This is a genomic window from Sphingomonas sp. GW821-FHT02B09 (genome assembly GCF_059421875.1).
This window is the reverse complement of sequence record NZ_JBWKVV010000002.1, coordinates 1,056,978-1,070,726: the sequence shown is the minus strand read 5'-3', so window position 1 is coordinate 1,070,726 and position 13,749 is coordinate 1,056,978. Positions and strand designations below refer to the sequence as shown.

The window sequence follows — 13,749 nt, the reverse complement described above, 5'->3', positions numbered from 1 at the left end:
CATGACGCTGGCGATCGTCCGCGTCCCCGTGCTGACCGACAATTATGCCTGGCTGATCCACGATCCCGTCAGCGGCGAGACGGTGGCGGTCGATCCCGGCGAGGCGGCACCGGTACAGGCCGCCGCCGCCGAGCGGGGCTGGACGATCGACCAGGTGTGGACGACGCACTGGCACCCCGACCATATTGGCGGCAACGCCGCTTTGCAGGCGGCGGGCGCGCGGATCACCGGTCCGGCCGCCGAGGCCGCCAAGATCCCGACGCTCGATTCGACCGTCGGCGAGGGCGACACGGTGCGGATCGGCACCGAGGTCGCGCACGTGTGGCACGTGCCGGGCCATACCGCCGGCCATATCGCCTTCCACCTCGCCGGGGCGGAGGCAATCTTCACCGGCGATACGCTGTTCGCGCTCGGCTGCGGGCGATTGTTCGAAGGCACGCCGGCGGAGATGTTCGCCAACATGCAGCGCTATGCGACGCTGCCCGACACGACCCAGGTCTATTGTGGCCACGAATATACCCAGTCGAACGGTCGCTTCGCACTGACCGTCGAGCCGGACAATGCGGCGCTGGCGACGCGGATGACCACGGTCGATGCAGCGCGGGCGGCGGGCGAGGCGACGGTGCCGACGACGATCGCGCTGGAGCGGGCGACCAACCCCTTCCTGCGTGCCACCGACGTCGGAGAGTTCGCCAAGCAACGCGAATCAAAGGATAACTTCCGCGGCTGAAACGTTCCGGTCGCGGTGCAGGAGACGTGCTGATGATGACCGTGAGACCTTTCGTCGCGTTGCTCGCCGTCTGTGCGGCGGGCTGCACCCAGACCCCGAAGCAGGTCGCCGCGGCAGAGCAGGCGAGCGCCGTCGCCGCCACCGATCTGGCCAAGGAACTGGCCGGGCTGACGCCGGGCAGGTCCGGGACCTGCATGCCGCAGTTTCCGAGCACGCAGGTCAAGGCCTATGGGCCGACGATCGTCTATGTCGTCAGCAACGGCGTCAAATACCGCAGCGATACCGCCGGCGGTTGCGAGCGGATCGCGCGCGGCGATATTCTCATTACGCGCACGCCCACCGGCCAATTGTGCCAGGGCGACATCGCCACGACGGTCGATTCGGCGTCGCGCACGTTCAGCGGCAGTTGCTCGTTCGGGCCGTTCGTCCGCTACAGCCGGGACGGGAAATGATCCGCCCGCTGCTGATCGCCGCGCTGGCGCTGCCGCTGCTCGCCGCCAAGTCCGATCCCCTCGCCGGGCGGGTGGCGGAAGCCCCCGCCAATTGCATCAGCCTGACGTCGATGCAGGGGCCGTCGATCGTCGACGCGCACACGATCCTCTACACGCAGGGCGCGCGCGTGTGGAAGACCGGCCCGGTCGGCGCCTGTCCGTCGCTGGCACCGTTCACCACCCTGGTGATCGACGTCTATGGCGGACAATTGTGCAAGAACGACCGCTTCCGCGTGATTACGCCGGGAATGACGATCCCGTCGGGCTATTGCCGCTTCACCGAATTCACCCCGTATGTGCGGGTGAAAAAATAGCGTTCGAACCGTTCGCCCCGAGCTTGGTGAAGGGCCTCGCGGCTTTCTGTGTTTCGACAGGCTCAGCACGAACGGGATGAGGCTGGTCTTTCATCCCACCGTTTGCCCTGAGCCTGTCGAAGGGCGATCCCGCACACGGGACCGCCGCTGCGTGACGGATGCTTCGACAGGCTCGGTGATCGGGTCCGCGACCGCGCCGATTACAGCACGAACCGGCTGAGGTCGGTATTGCGCGCAATCCCGGCGAGCTGCTTGTCGACATAGGCCGCATCGACCGTCACCGGCTCGCTGCGATCCTCGGCGTCGAAGCTCACCTCCTCCAGCAGCTTCTCCATCACCGTCTGCAACCGCCGCGCGCCGATATTCTCGACCTGCCCGTTCACCTCGGCGGCGATGCGCGCGATCGCGGCGATGCCGTCGTCGGTGAAGCTCACCTCGGCGCCCTCGGTCGCCAGCAGCGCCTTGTATTGCGCGGGCAGCGACGCCTTTGTGTCCGACAGGATCGCGATGAAATCCTCCTCGGTCAGCCCCTTCAGCTCGACGCGGATCGGCAGGCGGCCCTGCAATTCCGGCAGTAGGTCGCTCGGCTTGGCGACGTGGAACGCGCCGCTGGCGATGAACAGGATATGGTCGGTCTTCATCGGCCCGTATTTGGTCGCCACCGTCGTACCCTCGATCAGCGGCAGCAGGTCGCGCTGCACGCCCTCGCGGCTGACCGAACCGCCGCGCACGTCGCTGACCGCGATCTTGTCGATCTCGTCGAGGAAGACGATGCCGTTCGCCTCCGCGTCGGCGAGCGCGGTGCGGCTGACCTCGTCCTGGTCGAGGCGCTTGTCCGCCTCTTCCTCGACGAGCTTGTCCCATGCCGCGCGGACCGACAGCTTGCGGCGCTTGAGCGGCTGGCCGCCGCCGAACGACTTCATCATCTCCGACAGGTTGATCATCTGCGGTCCCGCGCCCGGCACCTCGAACGGCGTCGCCGCAGCCTGTTCCAGCTCGATCTCGATCTCGGTCGCGTCGAGATGGCCGTCGGCGAAGCGCTGCTTGAAGCTCTCGCGCGTCGCCGCGCTCGAATCCTTGCCGACCAGCGCATCGAGCAGGCGCTTCATCGCCGCCTCCTCGGCCTTGTCCTTCACCGCGACGCGGCGGCGCTCCTTCTCCAGCCGGATCGCCTCCTCGACGAGGTCGCGGGCGATCTGTTCGACGTCGCGGCCGACATAGCCGACCTCGGTGAACTTGGTCGCCTCGACCTTGACGAAGGGCGCGTCGGCGAGCTTCGCCAGCCGGCGGCTGATCTCGGTCTTGCCGCAGCCGGTCGGCCCGATCATCAGGATGTTCTTGGGCGTCACCTCGTCGCGCAGGTCGGCGGAGAGCTGCTGGCGGCGCCAGCGGTTGCGCATCGCCACCGCGACCGCACGCTTGGCGTCGGCTTGCCCGATGATATGGGCGTCGAGAGCGGCGACGATCGCCTTGGGGGTGAGGTTCTGGTTCATGGTCTGCCGGGTTGCCCGAGGCCAAGATAACGGCCTGGGATCAAGGAAAGGTCACGGAAAGTCAGGGGTCCAAACGGCGACGGATCAGCTCGTGCTGTCCATCACCTCGATCGTCGTGCGATCGTTGGTGTAGACGCAGACCTCGGCGGCGATCGCCATCGCCTTGCGGCAGACGGTCTCGGCATCGGCCTCATAATCGACCAGCGCGCGCGCCGCGGCGAGCGCGTAATTGCCGCCCGAGCCGATCGCGGCGACGCCGTTTTCGGGTTCGAGCACGTCGCCGTTGCCGGTGAGGATCAGCGTCACGTCCGTGTCGGCGACGATCATCATCGCCTCGAGGTTGCGCAGATATTTGTCGGTGCGCCAATCCTTGGCCAGCTCGACCGCGGCGCGCATCAGCTTGCCCTGATGGCGTTCCAGCTTCGCCTCCAGCCGCTCGAACAGCGTGAAGGCGTCGGCGGTGGCGCCGGCGAAACCGCCGATCACCTGTCCGTCGGCGCCGAGACGGCGGACCTTCTTGGCATTGGGCTTCATCACGGTCTGGCCCATCGAGACCTGGCCGTCGCCGATGACGACGACCTTGCCGTTGCGCCGGACCGACAGGATGGTGGTGCCATGCCAGACGGGCATGGAATGGGAATCGCTCATGGTTGGCGATGTAGGATGAAGTTGCGGCGGGGCAACCACACGGTCGAACGGCGTCGGGTGGAGATTGCGAAGATGGCTCGCGCAGAGACGCGGAGACGCAGAGGCGGTGCTCGTACCGACACAGCGCCCCCGCCCCCCATCGTCATCCCGGCGAACGCCGGGACCCATGGTTGCGGTGAGGCCGATGTTGCGCGTACCATCACCGGGAGCGCGTCCATGGGTCCCGACGTTCGTCGGGATAACGGCGGGAGCGAGCGAGCGACGATGAGGGGGCGTGCTGCTCTCGCCACCCATGCAACCTCTCCGCGCCTCCGCGCCTCCGGGCGCCTATCGGTCCACCCCTCTCACCTTCCCCCACGTCCGCGCGGCGGTATAGCCGAGATAGCCCGTCCCGAAGAGCGCGTAGAGCGGTTCGGGGATCGCCGACAGATAGGCGCCCATCGCCCGCGCCATCGCCGCCGCGACATCGGGACGGACCGCCGCGACGATCCCCATCGGGATCGACCACAGCAGCAGCGCATACATCACGTACAGGAACGCCGGCCGCGCCCGCGTCACCCAGCGATCGGGCGGCGGAGCGGCGGTCATGCGACGCGTCCCGCCAGCCAGCCGTACAGGAACGCCTCGTCGGCGGGCCGGCGCTCGGCAAGCGAGAGGTAGCGTTCGCCCTGCAAGGCGTCGACCGCCTTGATCAGCACCGCCTCACCGGCCCGGCCGCGATGCGCGAGAAAAGCATCAAGCGCGGCGAGCGTCCGCGCGCCGATCGTCCGGTCGAGCGCGAGATCGGGATAGTCGCGCGCATCGCGGTTGAGCGCGTTGAGCGCGCGCTGGAGGAAGCCGATCGCGGTCGCCGTCCCCATGTTGACGCCGGTGTCGAACAATTCCGCCGCCAGCGCCGGCGCGCGCGTCGCGACCTGATCGAAGCCGGGCGCCTGCCAGTAGACGCGCTCGTAGATGTCCGCCGCCACCGCCTGCGGCAGATCGCGGATCGCGCCGTGATAGCCGTTGGCGCGGGCGACCGCGGCGGTGATCCCCCAGCGCGTCGGGCCGCCGCGGTCGGCGGGATGATCGACATAGCCGCCTTCGCGGTCGATCAGCTGGTCGATGAGGGTCCGGATCGTCATGGCGCGCTCCCTTGCCGTTGCGGGGCAAACGGGGACCATGGCTTTTCCAAATAGGACAGCGGATCTTTGACGGTGGCCGGAAGGCGAGGCCGATCAGAAACTTGGCCGGTCACGCCGCGACGGCCCATCCAACACCCGATTCGCCCCCGGCAGCCCCGCCAACGGGACCACCGGGGCCAAGGGGCCGCCAGATCGGGCCGGGTGCCTCAATACACCCGCTTCTTCGGCTTGATGTAATCGACGTCGTCGGTGAGCGTGTAATCGTGCACCGGACGGTAATCGATCGCGGTGGCGCCGCCGACGCCGCCCCAGCCGGTGAAGCTGGTGATCGTGTGCTTCATCCACTCGCCGTCGTCGCGATCCGGATAATCCTCGTTGACGTGGGCGCCGCGCGATTCCTTGCGGTTCGCCGCCGAATCGATCGTCACCACCGCCTGCGCGGCGAGATTGTCGAGTTCGAGCGTCTCGATGAGGTCGGTGTTCCAGATCAGGCTGCGGTCGTTGACCGAGACGTCGGCGATCTGGCCGTAGATGTCCTTCATCAGCGCCTGGCCCTCGGTAAGCAGGGCATTGTCACGGAACACCGCGCAATGCTTCTGCATCGTCCGCTGCATCTGGCCGCGGATCTCCGCGGTCGGGATGCTGCCGGTGGCGTTGCGGAACTTGTCGAGGCGGGTCAGCGACAGCTCCTCCGAGCCCTTGGGCAGCGGATTGTGCGTGCCGTTGGGCTTGCAGATGTCGGCGATCCGCTTGCCGGTGGCGCGGCCGAACACGACGAGATCGATCAGCGAGTTGGAACCGAGCCGGTTGGCGCCATGGACCGAGACGCACGCCGCCTCGCCGACCGCGAACAGGCCGGGGACGACGGTATCGGGATTGCCGTCCTTGAGGTGGACGACCTCACCGTGGAAGTTGGTCGGGATGCCGCCCATGTTGTAATGAACCGTCGGCGTGACGGGCAAAGGCTGGCGGGTCAGGTCGACGCCGGCGAAGATCTTGCCGGTCTCGGTGATGCCGGGCAGCCGCTCGTGCAGCACCGCGGGATCGATGTGGTCGAGGTGCAGGAAGATATGGTCGCCGTTCTTGCCGACGCCGCGGCCTTCCCGCATCTCCATCGCCATCGACCGCGACACGACGTCGCGGCTGGCGAGGTCCTTCGCCGACGGCGCGTAGCGCTCCATGAAGCGCTCGCCCTCGGAATTGGTGAGATAGCCGCCCTCGCCGCGTGCACCCTCGGTGATGAGCACGCCCGCGCCGTAGATGCCGGTCGGGTGGAACTGGACGAACTCCATGTCCTGCAACGGCAGGCCGGCGCGCAGCACCATGCCGCCGCCGTCACCCGTGCAGGTGTGCGCCGAGGTCGCCGAGAAATAGCAGCGGCCGTAGCCTCCCGTCGCGAGCACGGTGTTGTGCGCGCGGAAGCGGTGGATGCTGCCGTCTTCCATGCACAGCGCGACGACGCCGCGGCACTGGCCGTTCTCCATGATGAGATCGAGCGCGAAATATTCGACGTAGAAATCCGCGTCGTAGCGCAGGCTCTGCTGATAGAGCGTGTGCAGCATCGCATGGCCGGTCCGGTCCGCGGCGGCGCAGGTGCGCTGCGCGGGCGGGCCTTCGCCCATGTTCTGCATCATGCCGCCGAACGGGCGCTGATAGATGCGGCCCTCGTCGGTGCGGCTGAACGGCATGCCGGCATGTTCCAGCTCGTAGACCGCGGCGGGCGCCTCGCGGACCATATATTCAATCGCGTCCTGGTCGCCGAGCCAGTCGGAGCCCTTGACGGTGTCGAACATATGCCAGGTCCAGTGATCCGGACCCATGTTGCCGAGGCTGGCGGCGATGCCGCCCTGCGCCGCGACGGTGTGGCTGCGGGTCGGGAACACCTTGGTGATGCAGGCAGTCTTGAGGCCGTTCTGCGCGCATTCCATCACGGCGCGCAGGCCCGAACCGCCGGCGCCGACGACGACCGCGTCATAGGTGTGATCGATGATCTTGTACGCGTCCGACATTATGCGGCGGCTCCGAAGGCGACCTTGAGGATCGCGAAGATGGCGATCGCGGCGGTGGCGACCGTGAAGAAGTTGAGCGCGAGGATCGCGGCGACGCGCTTCTGCTCGTGCTGGTAATCCTCGATCACGACCTGGAGGCCCAGGCGGAAGTGATAGAAGACCGAGACGATCAGCAGCAGCATCGGCACCGCCGCCCAGCTGTTCTGCAACCAGCTGTGCACGCTGGCATAGTCGTAGCCCGGCATGCGCAGGATCGCGAAGACGAACCAGAGCGTCAGGAACAGGTTCGAGCCGGCGGTGACGCGCTGGCGCCACCAATGGTGCGCGCCTTCCTTGGCGCTGCCGAGACCGCGAACGCGGCCGATATGCGTACCCGAACCCATTACTTGACCCCCAGGTAGAGCCAGAAGGCCGCGGTCAGCACGAAGCCGCCGGCGATCACGATCAGGCTGAACATCTTGTTGCGCTTCAGTTCGAACGCCGCGCCCGCGTCCATGACGAGGTGGCGGACGCCGTTCAGCATGTGCGTGAAGAAGGCGTAAGTGATGCCGACGAAGACCACCCAGCCGACGATGTTGAGATTGCCGGCATCGGTGGTGAACACGTTGCGGAAGCTCGCATAGGCCTCCGCCCCGCTCGCGATCGCGGCGAGCCACCAGACCAGCAGCACGGTGCCGACCGTCGCCATGCCCGAGCCGGTCGCGCGGTGCAGGATGGAGACCAGCATGTGCGGCCCCCAGCTATAGTGGAGCTTCAGAAAGCCCGAAAAGAGATGCGGGCTGCGCGGACGCGCCGGAGTGCGGGATGCCATGAACGGTCCTCGGGCAAGATCAATGCTGTGCCTATTAGGCCCGCCATGCCGCGATGCAACCCATAGCGGCCGCTTCGCTCGCCTCGCCGACGCCGCCGCGGCCTGCTTTCCCGGCGACCGCGCATGCGCGCCTCTAACCGCACATTAACCAGTGATGTCTAATTCGGACAATATCGTTCACGCCCCGCTGATCGCCGGAGACGCTCTTGCCCGACATTGCCCTTCCCAAGCCGGCCAGCATCGCCGCCGCGATCGACCTGCGCAGCCGCATCGTCGCCTTCGACGGCGGCGAGAATACGCTGATGGCGCGCGCGGCGGAATTGTGGACGGTCATCGAGCCCGATGCGCCGACGATCGTCGAGGCCTATTGGTCGCATTGGCGCCGTGCCCACCCCGGTGCCGCCGAATGGACGCCGCTGGAAACCGAACGCCGCATCGTCGCCGGCATCACCTATCTGCGCAACCGCTGCTGCCACCTCGACGGGCTCGCCTGGGTCGAATCGCTCGAGCGGTCGGTCGCCGCGGCTTATGCCGCCGGCGTCTCGACGATGGAGGTGCTGGCGATGTCCTGCGCCAGCGACCGCGCCGCGCTCCAGGCGCTGATGGCGCGAGTCCCCGCCGACGATTCGCGCCAGGGCGCGCTGGTCGATGCGCTGATGCGCCTGTTCGGCATGGAGACCGAACTGACCGTCGAACTGTTCGCCGGCTATGCCGAACATGGCGCCCGCCTCGCCCGCGAGGGGCTGGCCTCCGAATTCCGCGAAGGCATCGCTTCCGCGGTCGAGACCGCGACCGACGAGGGCCGCGCGCTGCGCGACCAGGCGCAGCGCAGCTCGGGCTCGGCGCGCGGCATGCTCGGCAAGACGAGCGAGGTCGCCGCCGCCGCCGAACAATCCGCGGTCGCGATGCGCGAGGCGGCGCAGACCGCCGCCGGCCTGATCCGCGCGATCGAGGACGCCCGGACCGAGGTCGAGGCCGCCGCCGAGATCGCCAGCCGCGCCAGCGTACAGGCGACCAATGCGGTCGGCATGTCGGAGACGCTGAGCGATCACGCCAAGTCGATCGAATCGATCCTCAGCCTGATCCGCGACATCGCCGGCCAGACCAATCTGCTCGCGCTCAATGCGACGATCGAGGCGGCGCGCGCCGGCGACGCCGGCCGCGGCTTCGCGGTGGTGGCGCAGGAGGTGAAGAGCCTCGCCAACCAGACCGCGCGCGCCACCGACGATATCGCCGCCAAGATCGCCTCGATCCAGTCGGCGACGCGCTCGACGGTCGACACCAACGCCAGCATCAAGACGACCGTCGCCGAGGTGCAGGAGAGTGCCGACCGCATCCGCTATGCGATGGAGGCGCAGGCGCAGACCGTCACCGCGATCACCGCCGCGGTCGACGAGACCGCGCTCGCCGCCGATTCGATGTCGAGCACGATCGCCGCGATCCGTACCGATACCGAGACGGTGGCGGCGGAGATCGACGACGTCGGCCGCGGCTTCGACCGACTCGACGGCCAGCTCAATTCGCTCAAGACCAGCGCCGGCGAGTTCGTCGCCAAGGTCGCCGCCTGAGATGGTCTCCGCTCCGATCCGCCGGCATCAGATCACGGGCGAGACGCTGCAGGCGCGGCGCAGCATCGTCGAGCATCTCGGCGAATATGACTGGGACGGGACGCTCGCCGCATCCTGCCGCCAAATCTCGGCGCTGCTGCGGCCCGAGGATTATCGCGAGATTTCCAGCCGCTTCTGGGACCATTATCTGTCGCTGCCCGCCGCGCAGCCATTGCGGCCGCTGTTCACCCCCGAACGGCTCGACCGGCGGGTGCGCGAAAGCGCGCATTATGCCTTCCTCAAATACAATGCGCCGTTCGACGAGACATGGGGCGAGATCGCCATCACCCATGCCGAACGGTCGGAACAATCGGGCATCCCGCTCCCCAGCCTGCAGGCGGCGCTGGCCCAGTCGCACAGTTTCACCGTGCAGACGATCGAGCGGCATTGCGAGGGCGACACCAAGCGGCTGCTGCGCCTGTGCGACGCGGTGCAGCGCATCGCGCTGGTCGAATCGGATCTGATGACCGGCCGGCTCGCGACGTTGCGCGCCGAGGCGGCGCGGCAGGAGCGCCAGACGCGCTCGGCCGCGTTCCGCGAGAGCATCGCCACCTCGATCGAGGGCGCGGCGACGCTGGGCGCACGCATCCGCGTGCAGGCCAGCGCCGCCTCCGCCTCGACGCGCGAGGTGCTCGGCAAGGCGAGCGAGGTCGCCGCCGCCGCCGAGGAATCGGCGGTGGCGATGCGCGAGGCGGCACAGACCGCCGCCGGGCTGATCCGCGCGATCGAGGACGCCCGCATCGAGGTCGATTCGGCCGCCGGCATCGCGCTGCGCGCCAGCGAACATGCCGGCGAGGCGGTGCGGGCGAGCGGCCTGCTCAGCGACCATGCGCAATCGATCGAGTCGATCCTCGGCCTGATCCGCGCGATCGCCGGGCAGACCAATCTGCTCGCGCTCAACGCGACGATCGAGGCGGCGCGCGCCGGCGACGCCGGCCGCGGCTTCGCGGTGGTGGCGCAGGAGGTGAAGAGCCTCGCCAACCAGACCGCGCGTGCCACCGACGATATCGCCGCCAAGATCGCCGCGATCCAGCATGCGACGCGCACGACGGTGGCGACCAACGCCTCGATCAAGGCGACCGTCTCCGAGGTGCAGGAATCCGCCGACCGCATCCGCGACGCGATGGCGGCACAGGCGCACACCGTCACCGCGATCACCGCCGCGGTCGACGAGACCGCACTCGCCGCCGATTCGATGTCGAGCACGATCGCCGCGATCCGCACCGACACGCAATCCGTCGCCGGCGAGATCGACTCGCTCGGCGAAGGCTTCGGCGAAGTCGGCGACCGGCTCGGGCAATTGCAGCAATCGGCGGACAGCTTCTCGGCCAGCGTGGGGTGACGGCGGGTTGGGGCGTAACGCCGCTCCCGCCCTGTCCTCCCCCGCCAGGGCGGGGGATCGCATATGGCTACGGCGATGAGGTTCGATCGGCTTCCTCATCAAATTCGTCACCCCGGACTCGTTCCGGGGTCCACCGGGCCGCAGGAGAACGGTGTCGGATCAAGCCTCTCTCCTCGCCGCGGGGTGGGCCCCGGAACAAGTCCGGGGTGACGGGGTGGGTTTGGAAAACGGCGGCCCCACACACATCTTCATGTGCGATAGCCCTGCCCGCCAAGGGGCGCGGGAGACATGACGGAAGGGGAGGACAGGGTGGCAGTCCCATGGCAGCACACCCCCCGGTTGCCGCCCCCTGCCCCGCCGCCTAAAGCCGCGGCATGGCTATTCTTCTGACCGGATCGAGCCGCGGCATCGGCGCGGCGATCCTCGACACCCTCACCGCGACCGGCGCGCAGGTGATCGGACACGGCACGCGCAGCGGCATCGCCGCCGACTTCGCCGATCCCGCCGCGCCGCGCGCGCTGTGGGACGCGGCGCTGGCGCAAGGCGGCGGGACGATCGACGTGCTGGTCAACAACGCCGGCGTATTCGAGGCGAACCCGCTCGATCGCGACGATGACGCATGGGTCGCCGACTGGGAGCGGACGCTGCGCATCAACCTCACCGCCGCCGCCGAATTGTGCCGGCTCGCGGTGCGCCACTGGCAGCAGGCCGGCACCGGCGGCCGGATCGTCAACATCGCCAGCCGCGCCGCCTATCGCGGCGACAGCCCGGCGCACTGGCATTATGCCGCCGCCAAGGCCGGCATGGTCGCGATGACCAAGACGATCGCGCGCGGCTATGCGAAGGAGGGCATCCTCGCCTTCGCGATCTGCCCCGGCTTCACGATGACCGGGATGGCGGACGACTATCTCGCCAGCCGCGGCGGCGACAAATTGCTCGCCGACATTCCGCTCGGCAGGGTCGCCGATCCGCAGGAGGTCGCGGCGGTGGCGCGCTTCTGCGCGCTGGATGCGCCCGCGTCGATGACCGGCGCGGTGCTCGACGTGAACGGGGCGAGCTATGTCCGCTGAATCGTGGAAGGTCAGCCTGCCCTGCACCCGCGCCGAGGCGGAGGCGATCGACAGCGCCTCCGATCTGGCGATCGACGCGGTGCTGATGACCACCGAGGAGGTCGAGGACGATGTCGAGCGCTGGCGGCTCGACGCCTATCTCGAGCACGAACCCGATGCGGCGATGCTCGCGACGCTGCACGCGTTGGTGCCGAGCGCGAGCGGGCATGACCCGGTGGTCGAGCGACTGTCCGATCAGGATTGGGTGGCGATGAGCCAGGCCGGGCTGAAGCCGATCCGCGAGGGGCGGTTCGTCGTCCACACCAGCGCGCATCCGGTGACGCCGCCCGCCGGCGGCCGCGCCTTTCTGATCGAGGCGGGACAGGCATTCGGGACCGGCCATCACGGCACGACCAGCGGTTGCCTCGCGATGCTCGACGCGCTGGCGAGCGGGAGGCGCGACTTCGCCAAGGTGATCGACGTCGGGACCGGGACCGGGCTGCTCGCCTTCGCGGCGGTCGATCTGTGGCCTAGGGCGACGGTGGTGGCGACCGATATCGATCCGGTGGCGATCGACGTGACGCGCGAGAATGCCGAGCGGAACGATGTCGAGGGTGTCGCCTTGTTCGTCGCCGACGGCGCGCGGCACCCGGATATCGACGCGGTCGCGCCTTATGATCTGGTGATCGCCAACATCCTCGCCGGCCCCCTGGTGTCGATGGCGCCCGAACTGGCGGCGATCGCCGCGCCCGATGCGGTCATCGTGCTCGCCGGGTTGCTCGAGACGCAGCGCGAGACCGTGGTCGCGGCCTATGCGGCATGCGGCTGTACGCTGGAGGCGATCGACCGGCGCGGCGACTGGACGGTGCTGCGTCTGCGCGCCGGCGCCGACCGCTACGTCCCGACCGCGCCGTTCGATCCCAACGGCCGCGACGGCTGGGCGCTGGACCTGTAGCCCCTCCGTTCGTGCTGAGCCTGTCGAAGCACCTTCATGGCACCCGGGTGGCCCGAAGGCACTTCGACAGGCTCAGTGCGAACGGGGGGAGTGTGGGTCGATTGCCAGGCGTTGCGGATCGCAATGCACGCCCCACCCCGTCACCCCGGCCTTGCGCCGGGGTCCCGCTTCTTCGGACGGCGAGGCAAGCGGGATGCCGGATCAAGTCCGGCATGACGGTGAATTTGGCGGACGTCGCGCGCCCCCTTCGAAGCAACGGCGTGATTACCCCCGCGCCTTGCTCCGCGCATAATGCTGCGTGCCTTGCGTCAGCACGCGGTCGCCGGCGACGATCGCCGCGACCGGGATATCCTCCTGCGCTTTCAGCTCCTCGTACAAGGGCGCGAAATCGGTCTCGACCGTGACGCGCAGCAATTCCTCGAAGCTCGGGATGACGAAATAATTCTGCTGGAAATCGTCGATCCGATATTCGGTGCGCATCACCCGCGCGATGTCGAAGGCGATACGGTTGGGGCTCGGATCGTCGAGCGCGAAGCGGCTTTCGGCGAAGCTCGACACGATGCCCGAGCCGTAGATGCGCAGATCGTCGCCCTCCTGGATCAAGCCGAACTCGACCGTGTACCAATAGAGCCGCCCGAGATATTTCAGCGCATCGAGCCCCAGCGCGCGCTGCCCGCCGCGGCCATAGGCTTCGAGATAATCGGCGAATACCGGATCGGCGAGCATCGGCACGTGGCCGAAGACGTCGTGAAAGACGTCGGGCTCCTGCAGATAGTCGAGCTGGTCGGGGCGACGGATGAAATTGCCCGCGACGAAGCGGCGGTTGGCCATATGGTCGAAGAAGACGTCGTCGGGGACCAGCCCCGGCACCGCGACGACCTGCCAGCCGGTCAGCTTCATCAGCCGTTCGGACAATTCGGCGAAATCGGGTATGCCCGGCTTCGACAGTTTCAGCACGTCGAGCCCGCGCAGATAGGCGTCGGACGCGCGCCCGGGGAGCAATTGCGACTGGCGCGCGAACAAGGTGTCCCAGGTCGCATGCTCCTCGGCGGTGTAATGCTGCCAGTTCTGGGCGATCGTCCAGTCGGCGGCGGCCTCGGCCGGGGGCGTTTCGGTCACGTGTGATTCATCTGCCATATGGTCAGACTAGCATAAGGTTTCGGATGATACGACATC

At 68.2% G+C, this 13,749-nt stretch carries 15 protein-coding genes; 7 read left to right on the top strand and 8 right to left on the bottom strand.

The features are described 5' to 3' along the window. The first annotated feature begins 1 nt into the window (after position 1). The 3 genes from gloB to AC07U4_RS12980 are packed head-to-tail and all read left to right on the top strand — an operon-like array spanning position 2 to position 1,535. Positions 2 to 730: a hydroxyacylglutathione hydrolase gene (gloB, locus tag AC07U4_RS12990; RefSeq protein ID WP_495195649.1), complete on the top strand. Its 729-nt coding sequence runs from the start codon at positions 2 to 4 to the stop codon at positions 728 to 730. 35 nt (positions 731 to 765) lie between these two features. Beyond that, complete coding sequence (locus AC07U4_RS12985) at positions 766 to 1,182, top strand: hypothetical protein (protein ID WP_495195648.1); 417 nt, start codon at positions 766 to 768, stop codon at positions 1,180 to 1,182. Next, on the top strand, positions 1,179 to 1,535 hold the full coding sequence (locus tag AC07U4_RS12980; protein ID WP_245640709.1) for a hypothetical protein: 357 nt from the start codon (positions 1,179 to 1,181) through the stop codon (positions 1,533 to 1,535). The genes AC07U4_RS12985 and AC07U4_RS12980 overlap by 4 nt, the downstream gene beginning before the upstream one ends. Positions 1,536 to 1,735: 200 nt before the next feature. Here the strand turns inward: AC07U4_RS12980 and hslU are convergent, their stop codons facing one another. The 7 genes from hslU to sdhC all read right to left on the bottom strand — a co-directional run bounded on the left by hslU (position 1,736) and on the right by sdhC (position 7,620). Further along, complete coding sequence (gene hslU / locus AC07U4_RS12975) at positions 1,736 to 3,028, bottom strand: ATP-dependent protease ATPase subunit HslU (protein WP_495195647.1); 1,293 nt, start codon at positions 3,026 to 3,028, stop codon at positions 1,736 to 1,738. An 84-nt stretch (positions 3,029 to 3,112) separates the two neighbouring features. Further along, a complete protein-coding gene (gene hslV, locus AC07U4_RS12970; protein WP_495195646.1) occupies positions 3,113 to 3,658 on the bottom strand; it encodes an ATP-dependent protease subunit HslV in 546 nt (181 codons plus the stop codon). A 345-nt stretch (positions 3,659 to 4,003) separates the two neighbouring features. Then, the gene (locus AC07U4_RS12965; protein WP_495179197.1) at positions 4,004 to 4,264 is read right to left on the bottom strand and encodes a 3TM-type holin; all 261 of its coding nucleotides are present in this window, start codon (positions 4,262 to 4,264) and stop codon (positions 4,004 to 4,006) included. Further along, positions 4,261 to 4,800, bottom strand: coding sequence for a glycoside hydrolase family 108 protein (locus AC07U4_RS12960; RefSeq protein WP_495179198.1), 540 nt, complete (start codon positions 4,798 to 4,800; stop codon positions 4,261 to 4,263). The genes AC07U4_RS12965 and AC07U4_RS12960 overlap by 4 nt, the downstream gene beginning before the upstream one ends. Before the next feature lie 206 nt (positions 4,801 to 5,006). Next, complete coding sequence (gene sdhA, locus AC07U4_RS12955) at positions 5,007 to 6,809, bottom strand: succinate dehydrogenase flavoprotein subunit (protein ID WP_038663000.1); 1,803 nt, start codon at positions 6,807 to 6,809, stop codon at positions 5,007 to 5,009. Further along, complete coding sequence (sdhD, locus tag AC07U4_RS12950) at positions 6,809 to 7,192, bottom strand: succinate dehydrogenase, hydrophobic membrane anchor protein (protein WP_038663003.1); 384 nt, start codon at positions 7,190 to 7,192, stop codon at positions 6,809 to 6,811. Before sdhD ends, sdhA begins: the two co-directional genes overlap by 1 nt. Further along, complete coding sequence (gene sdhC, locus AC07U4_RS12945; RefSeq protein WP_137899516.1) at positions 7,192 to 7,620, bottom strand: succinate dehydrogenase, cytochrome b556 subunit; 429 nt, start codon at positions 7,618 to 7,620, stop codon at positions 7,192 to 7,194. Before sdhC ends, sdhD begins: the two co-directional genes overlap by 1 nt. A 206-nt stretch (positions 7,621 to 7,826) precedes the next feature. Between sdhC and AC07U4_RS12940 the strand changes: the two genes are divergently transcribed. From AC07U4_RS12940 to AC07U4_RS12925, 4 genes are all read left to right on the top strand, one after another. Continuing rightward, positions 7,827 to 9,188: a methyl-accepting chemotaxis protein gene (locus tag AC07U4_RS12940; RefSeq protein ID WP_137899517.1), complete on the top strand. Its 1,362-nt coding sequence runs from the start codon at positions 7,827 to 7,829 to the stop codon at positions 9,186 to 9,188. Between the two features lies 1 nt (position 9,189). Next, positions 9,190 to 10,569: a methyl-accepting chemotaxis protein gene (locus AC07U4_RS12935; RefSeq protein WP_052075628.1), complete on the top strand. Its 1,380-nt coding sequence runs from the start codon at positions 9,190 to 9,192 to the stop codon at positions 10,567 to 10,569. 374 nt (positions 10,570 to 10,943) lie between these two features. After that, on the top strand, positions 10,944 to 11,639 hold the full coding sequence (locus AC07U4_RS12930; RefSeq protein WP_495195645.1) for an SDR family NAD(P)-dependent oxidoreductase: 696 nt from the start codon (positions 10,944 to 10,946) through the stop codon (positions 11,637 to 11,639). Then, positions 11,629 to 12,573 carry a 50S ribosomal protein L11 methyltransferase gene (locus AC07U4_RS12925; RefSeq protein WP_495195644.1) on the top strand — a complete coding sequence of 315 codons (945 nt, stop codon included), beginning with the start codon at positions 11,629 to 11,631 and terminating at the stop codon, positions 12,571 to 12,573. Before AC07U4_RS12930 ends, AC07U4_RS12925 begins: the two co-directional genes overlap by 11 nt. A 264-nt stretch (positions 12,574 to 12,837) precedes the next feature. Here the strand turns inward: AC07U4_RS12925 and phhA are convergent, their stop codons facing one another. Continuing rightward, positions 12,838 to 13,710: a phenylalanine 4-monooxygenase gene (phhA, locus tag AC07U4_RS12920; RefSeq protein ID WP_038663018.1), complete on the bottom strand. Its 873-nt coding sequence runs from the start codon at positions 13,708 to 13,710 to the stop codon at positions 12,838 to 12,840. Positions 13,711 to 13,749: the final 39 nt, after the last annotated feature.

Excerpts from the sequence above, each read along its gene's own strand:
- sdhD (WP_038663003.1), bottom strand. The coding sequence starts at position 7,192 with ATGGGTTCGGGTACGCATATCGGCCGCGTTCGCGGTCTCGGCAGCGCC.
- AC07U4_RS12960 (WP_495179198.1), bottom strand. The coding sequence starts at position 4,800 with ATGACGATCCGGACCCTCATCGACCAGCTGATCGACCGCGAAGGCGGC.
- AC07U4_RS12935 (WP_052075628.1), top strand. The coding sequence starts at position 9,190 with ATGGTCTCCGCTCCGATCCGCCGGCATCAGATCACGGGCGAGACGCTG.
- AC07U4_RS12985 (WP_495195648.1), top strand. The coding sequence starts at position 766 with ATGACCGTGAGACCTTTCGTCGCGTTGCTCGCCGTCTGTGCGGCGGGC.
- AC07U4_RS12980 (WP_245640709.1), top strand. The coding sequence starts at position 1,179 with ATGATCCGCCCGCTGCTGATCGCCGCGCTGGCGCTGCCGCTGCTCGCC.
- hslU (WP_495195647.1), bottom strand. The coding sequence starts at position 3,028 with ATGAACCAGAACCTCACCCCCAAGGCGATCGTCGCCGCTCTCGACGCC.
- AC07U4_RS12930 (WP_495195645.1), top strand. The coding sequence starts at position 10,944 with ATGGCTATTCTTCTGACCGGATCGAGCCGCGGCATCGGCGCGGCGATC.
- AC07U4_RS12965 (WP_495179197.1), bottom strand. The coding sequence starts at position 4,264 with ATGACCGCCGCTCCGCCGCCCGATCGCTGGGTGACGCGGGCGCGGCCG.
- hslV (WP_495195646.1), bottom strand. The coding sequence starts at position 3,658 with ATGCCCGTCTGGCATGGCACCACCATCCTGTCGGTCCGGCGCAACGGC.
- sdhC (WP_137899516.1), bottom strand. The coding sequence starts at position 7,620 with ATGGCATCCCGCACTCCGGCGCGTCCGCGCAGCCCGCATCTCTTTTCG.
- sdhA (WP_038663000.1), bottom strand. The coding sequence starts at position 6,809 with ATGTCGGACGCGTACAAGATCATCGATCACACCTATGACGCGGTCGTC.
- gloB (WP_495195649.1), top strand. The coding sequence starts at position 2 with ATGACGCTGGCGATCGTCCGCGTCCCCGTGCTGACCGACAATTATGCC.
- phhA (WP_038663018.1), bottom strand. The coding sequence starts at position 13,710 with ATGGCAGATGAATCACACGTGACCGAAACGCCCCCGGCCGAGGCCGCC.
- AC07U4_RS12925 (WP_495195644.1), top strand. The coding sequence starts at position 11,629 with ATGTCCGCTGAATCGTGGAAGGTCAGCCTGCCCTGCACCCGCGCCGAG.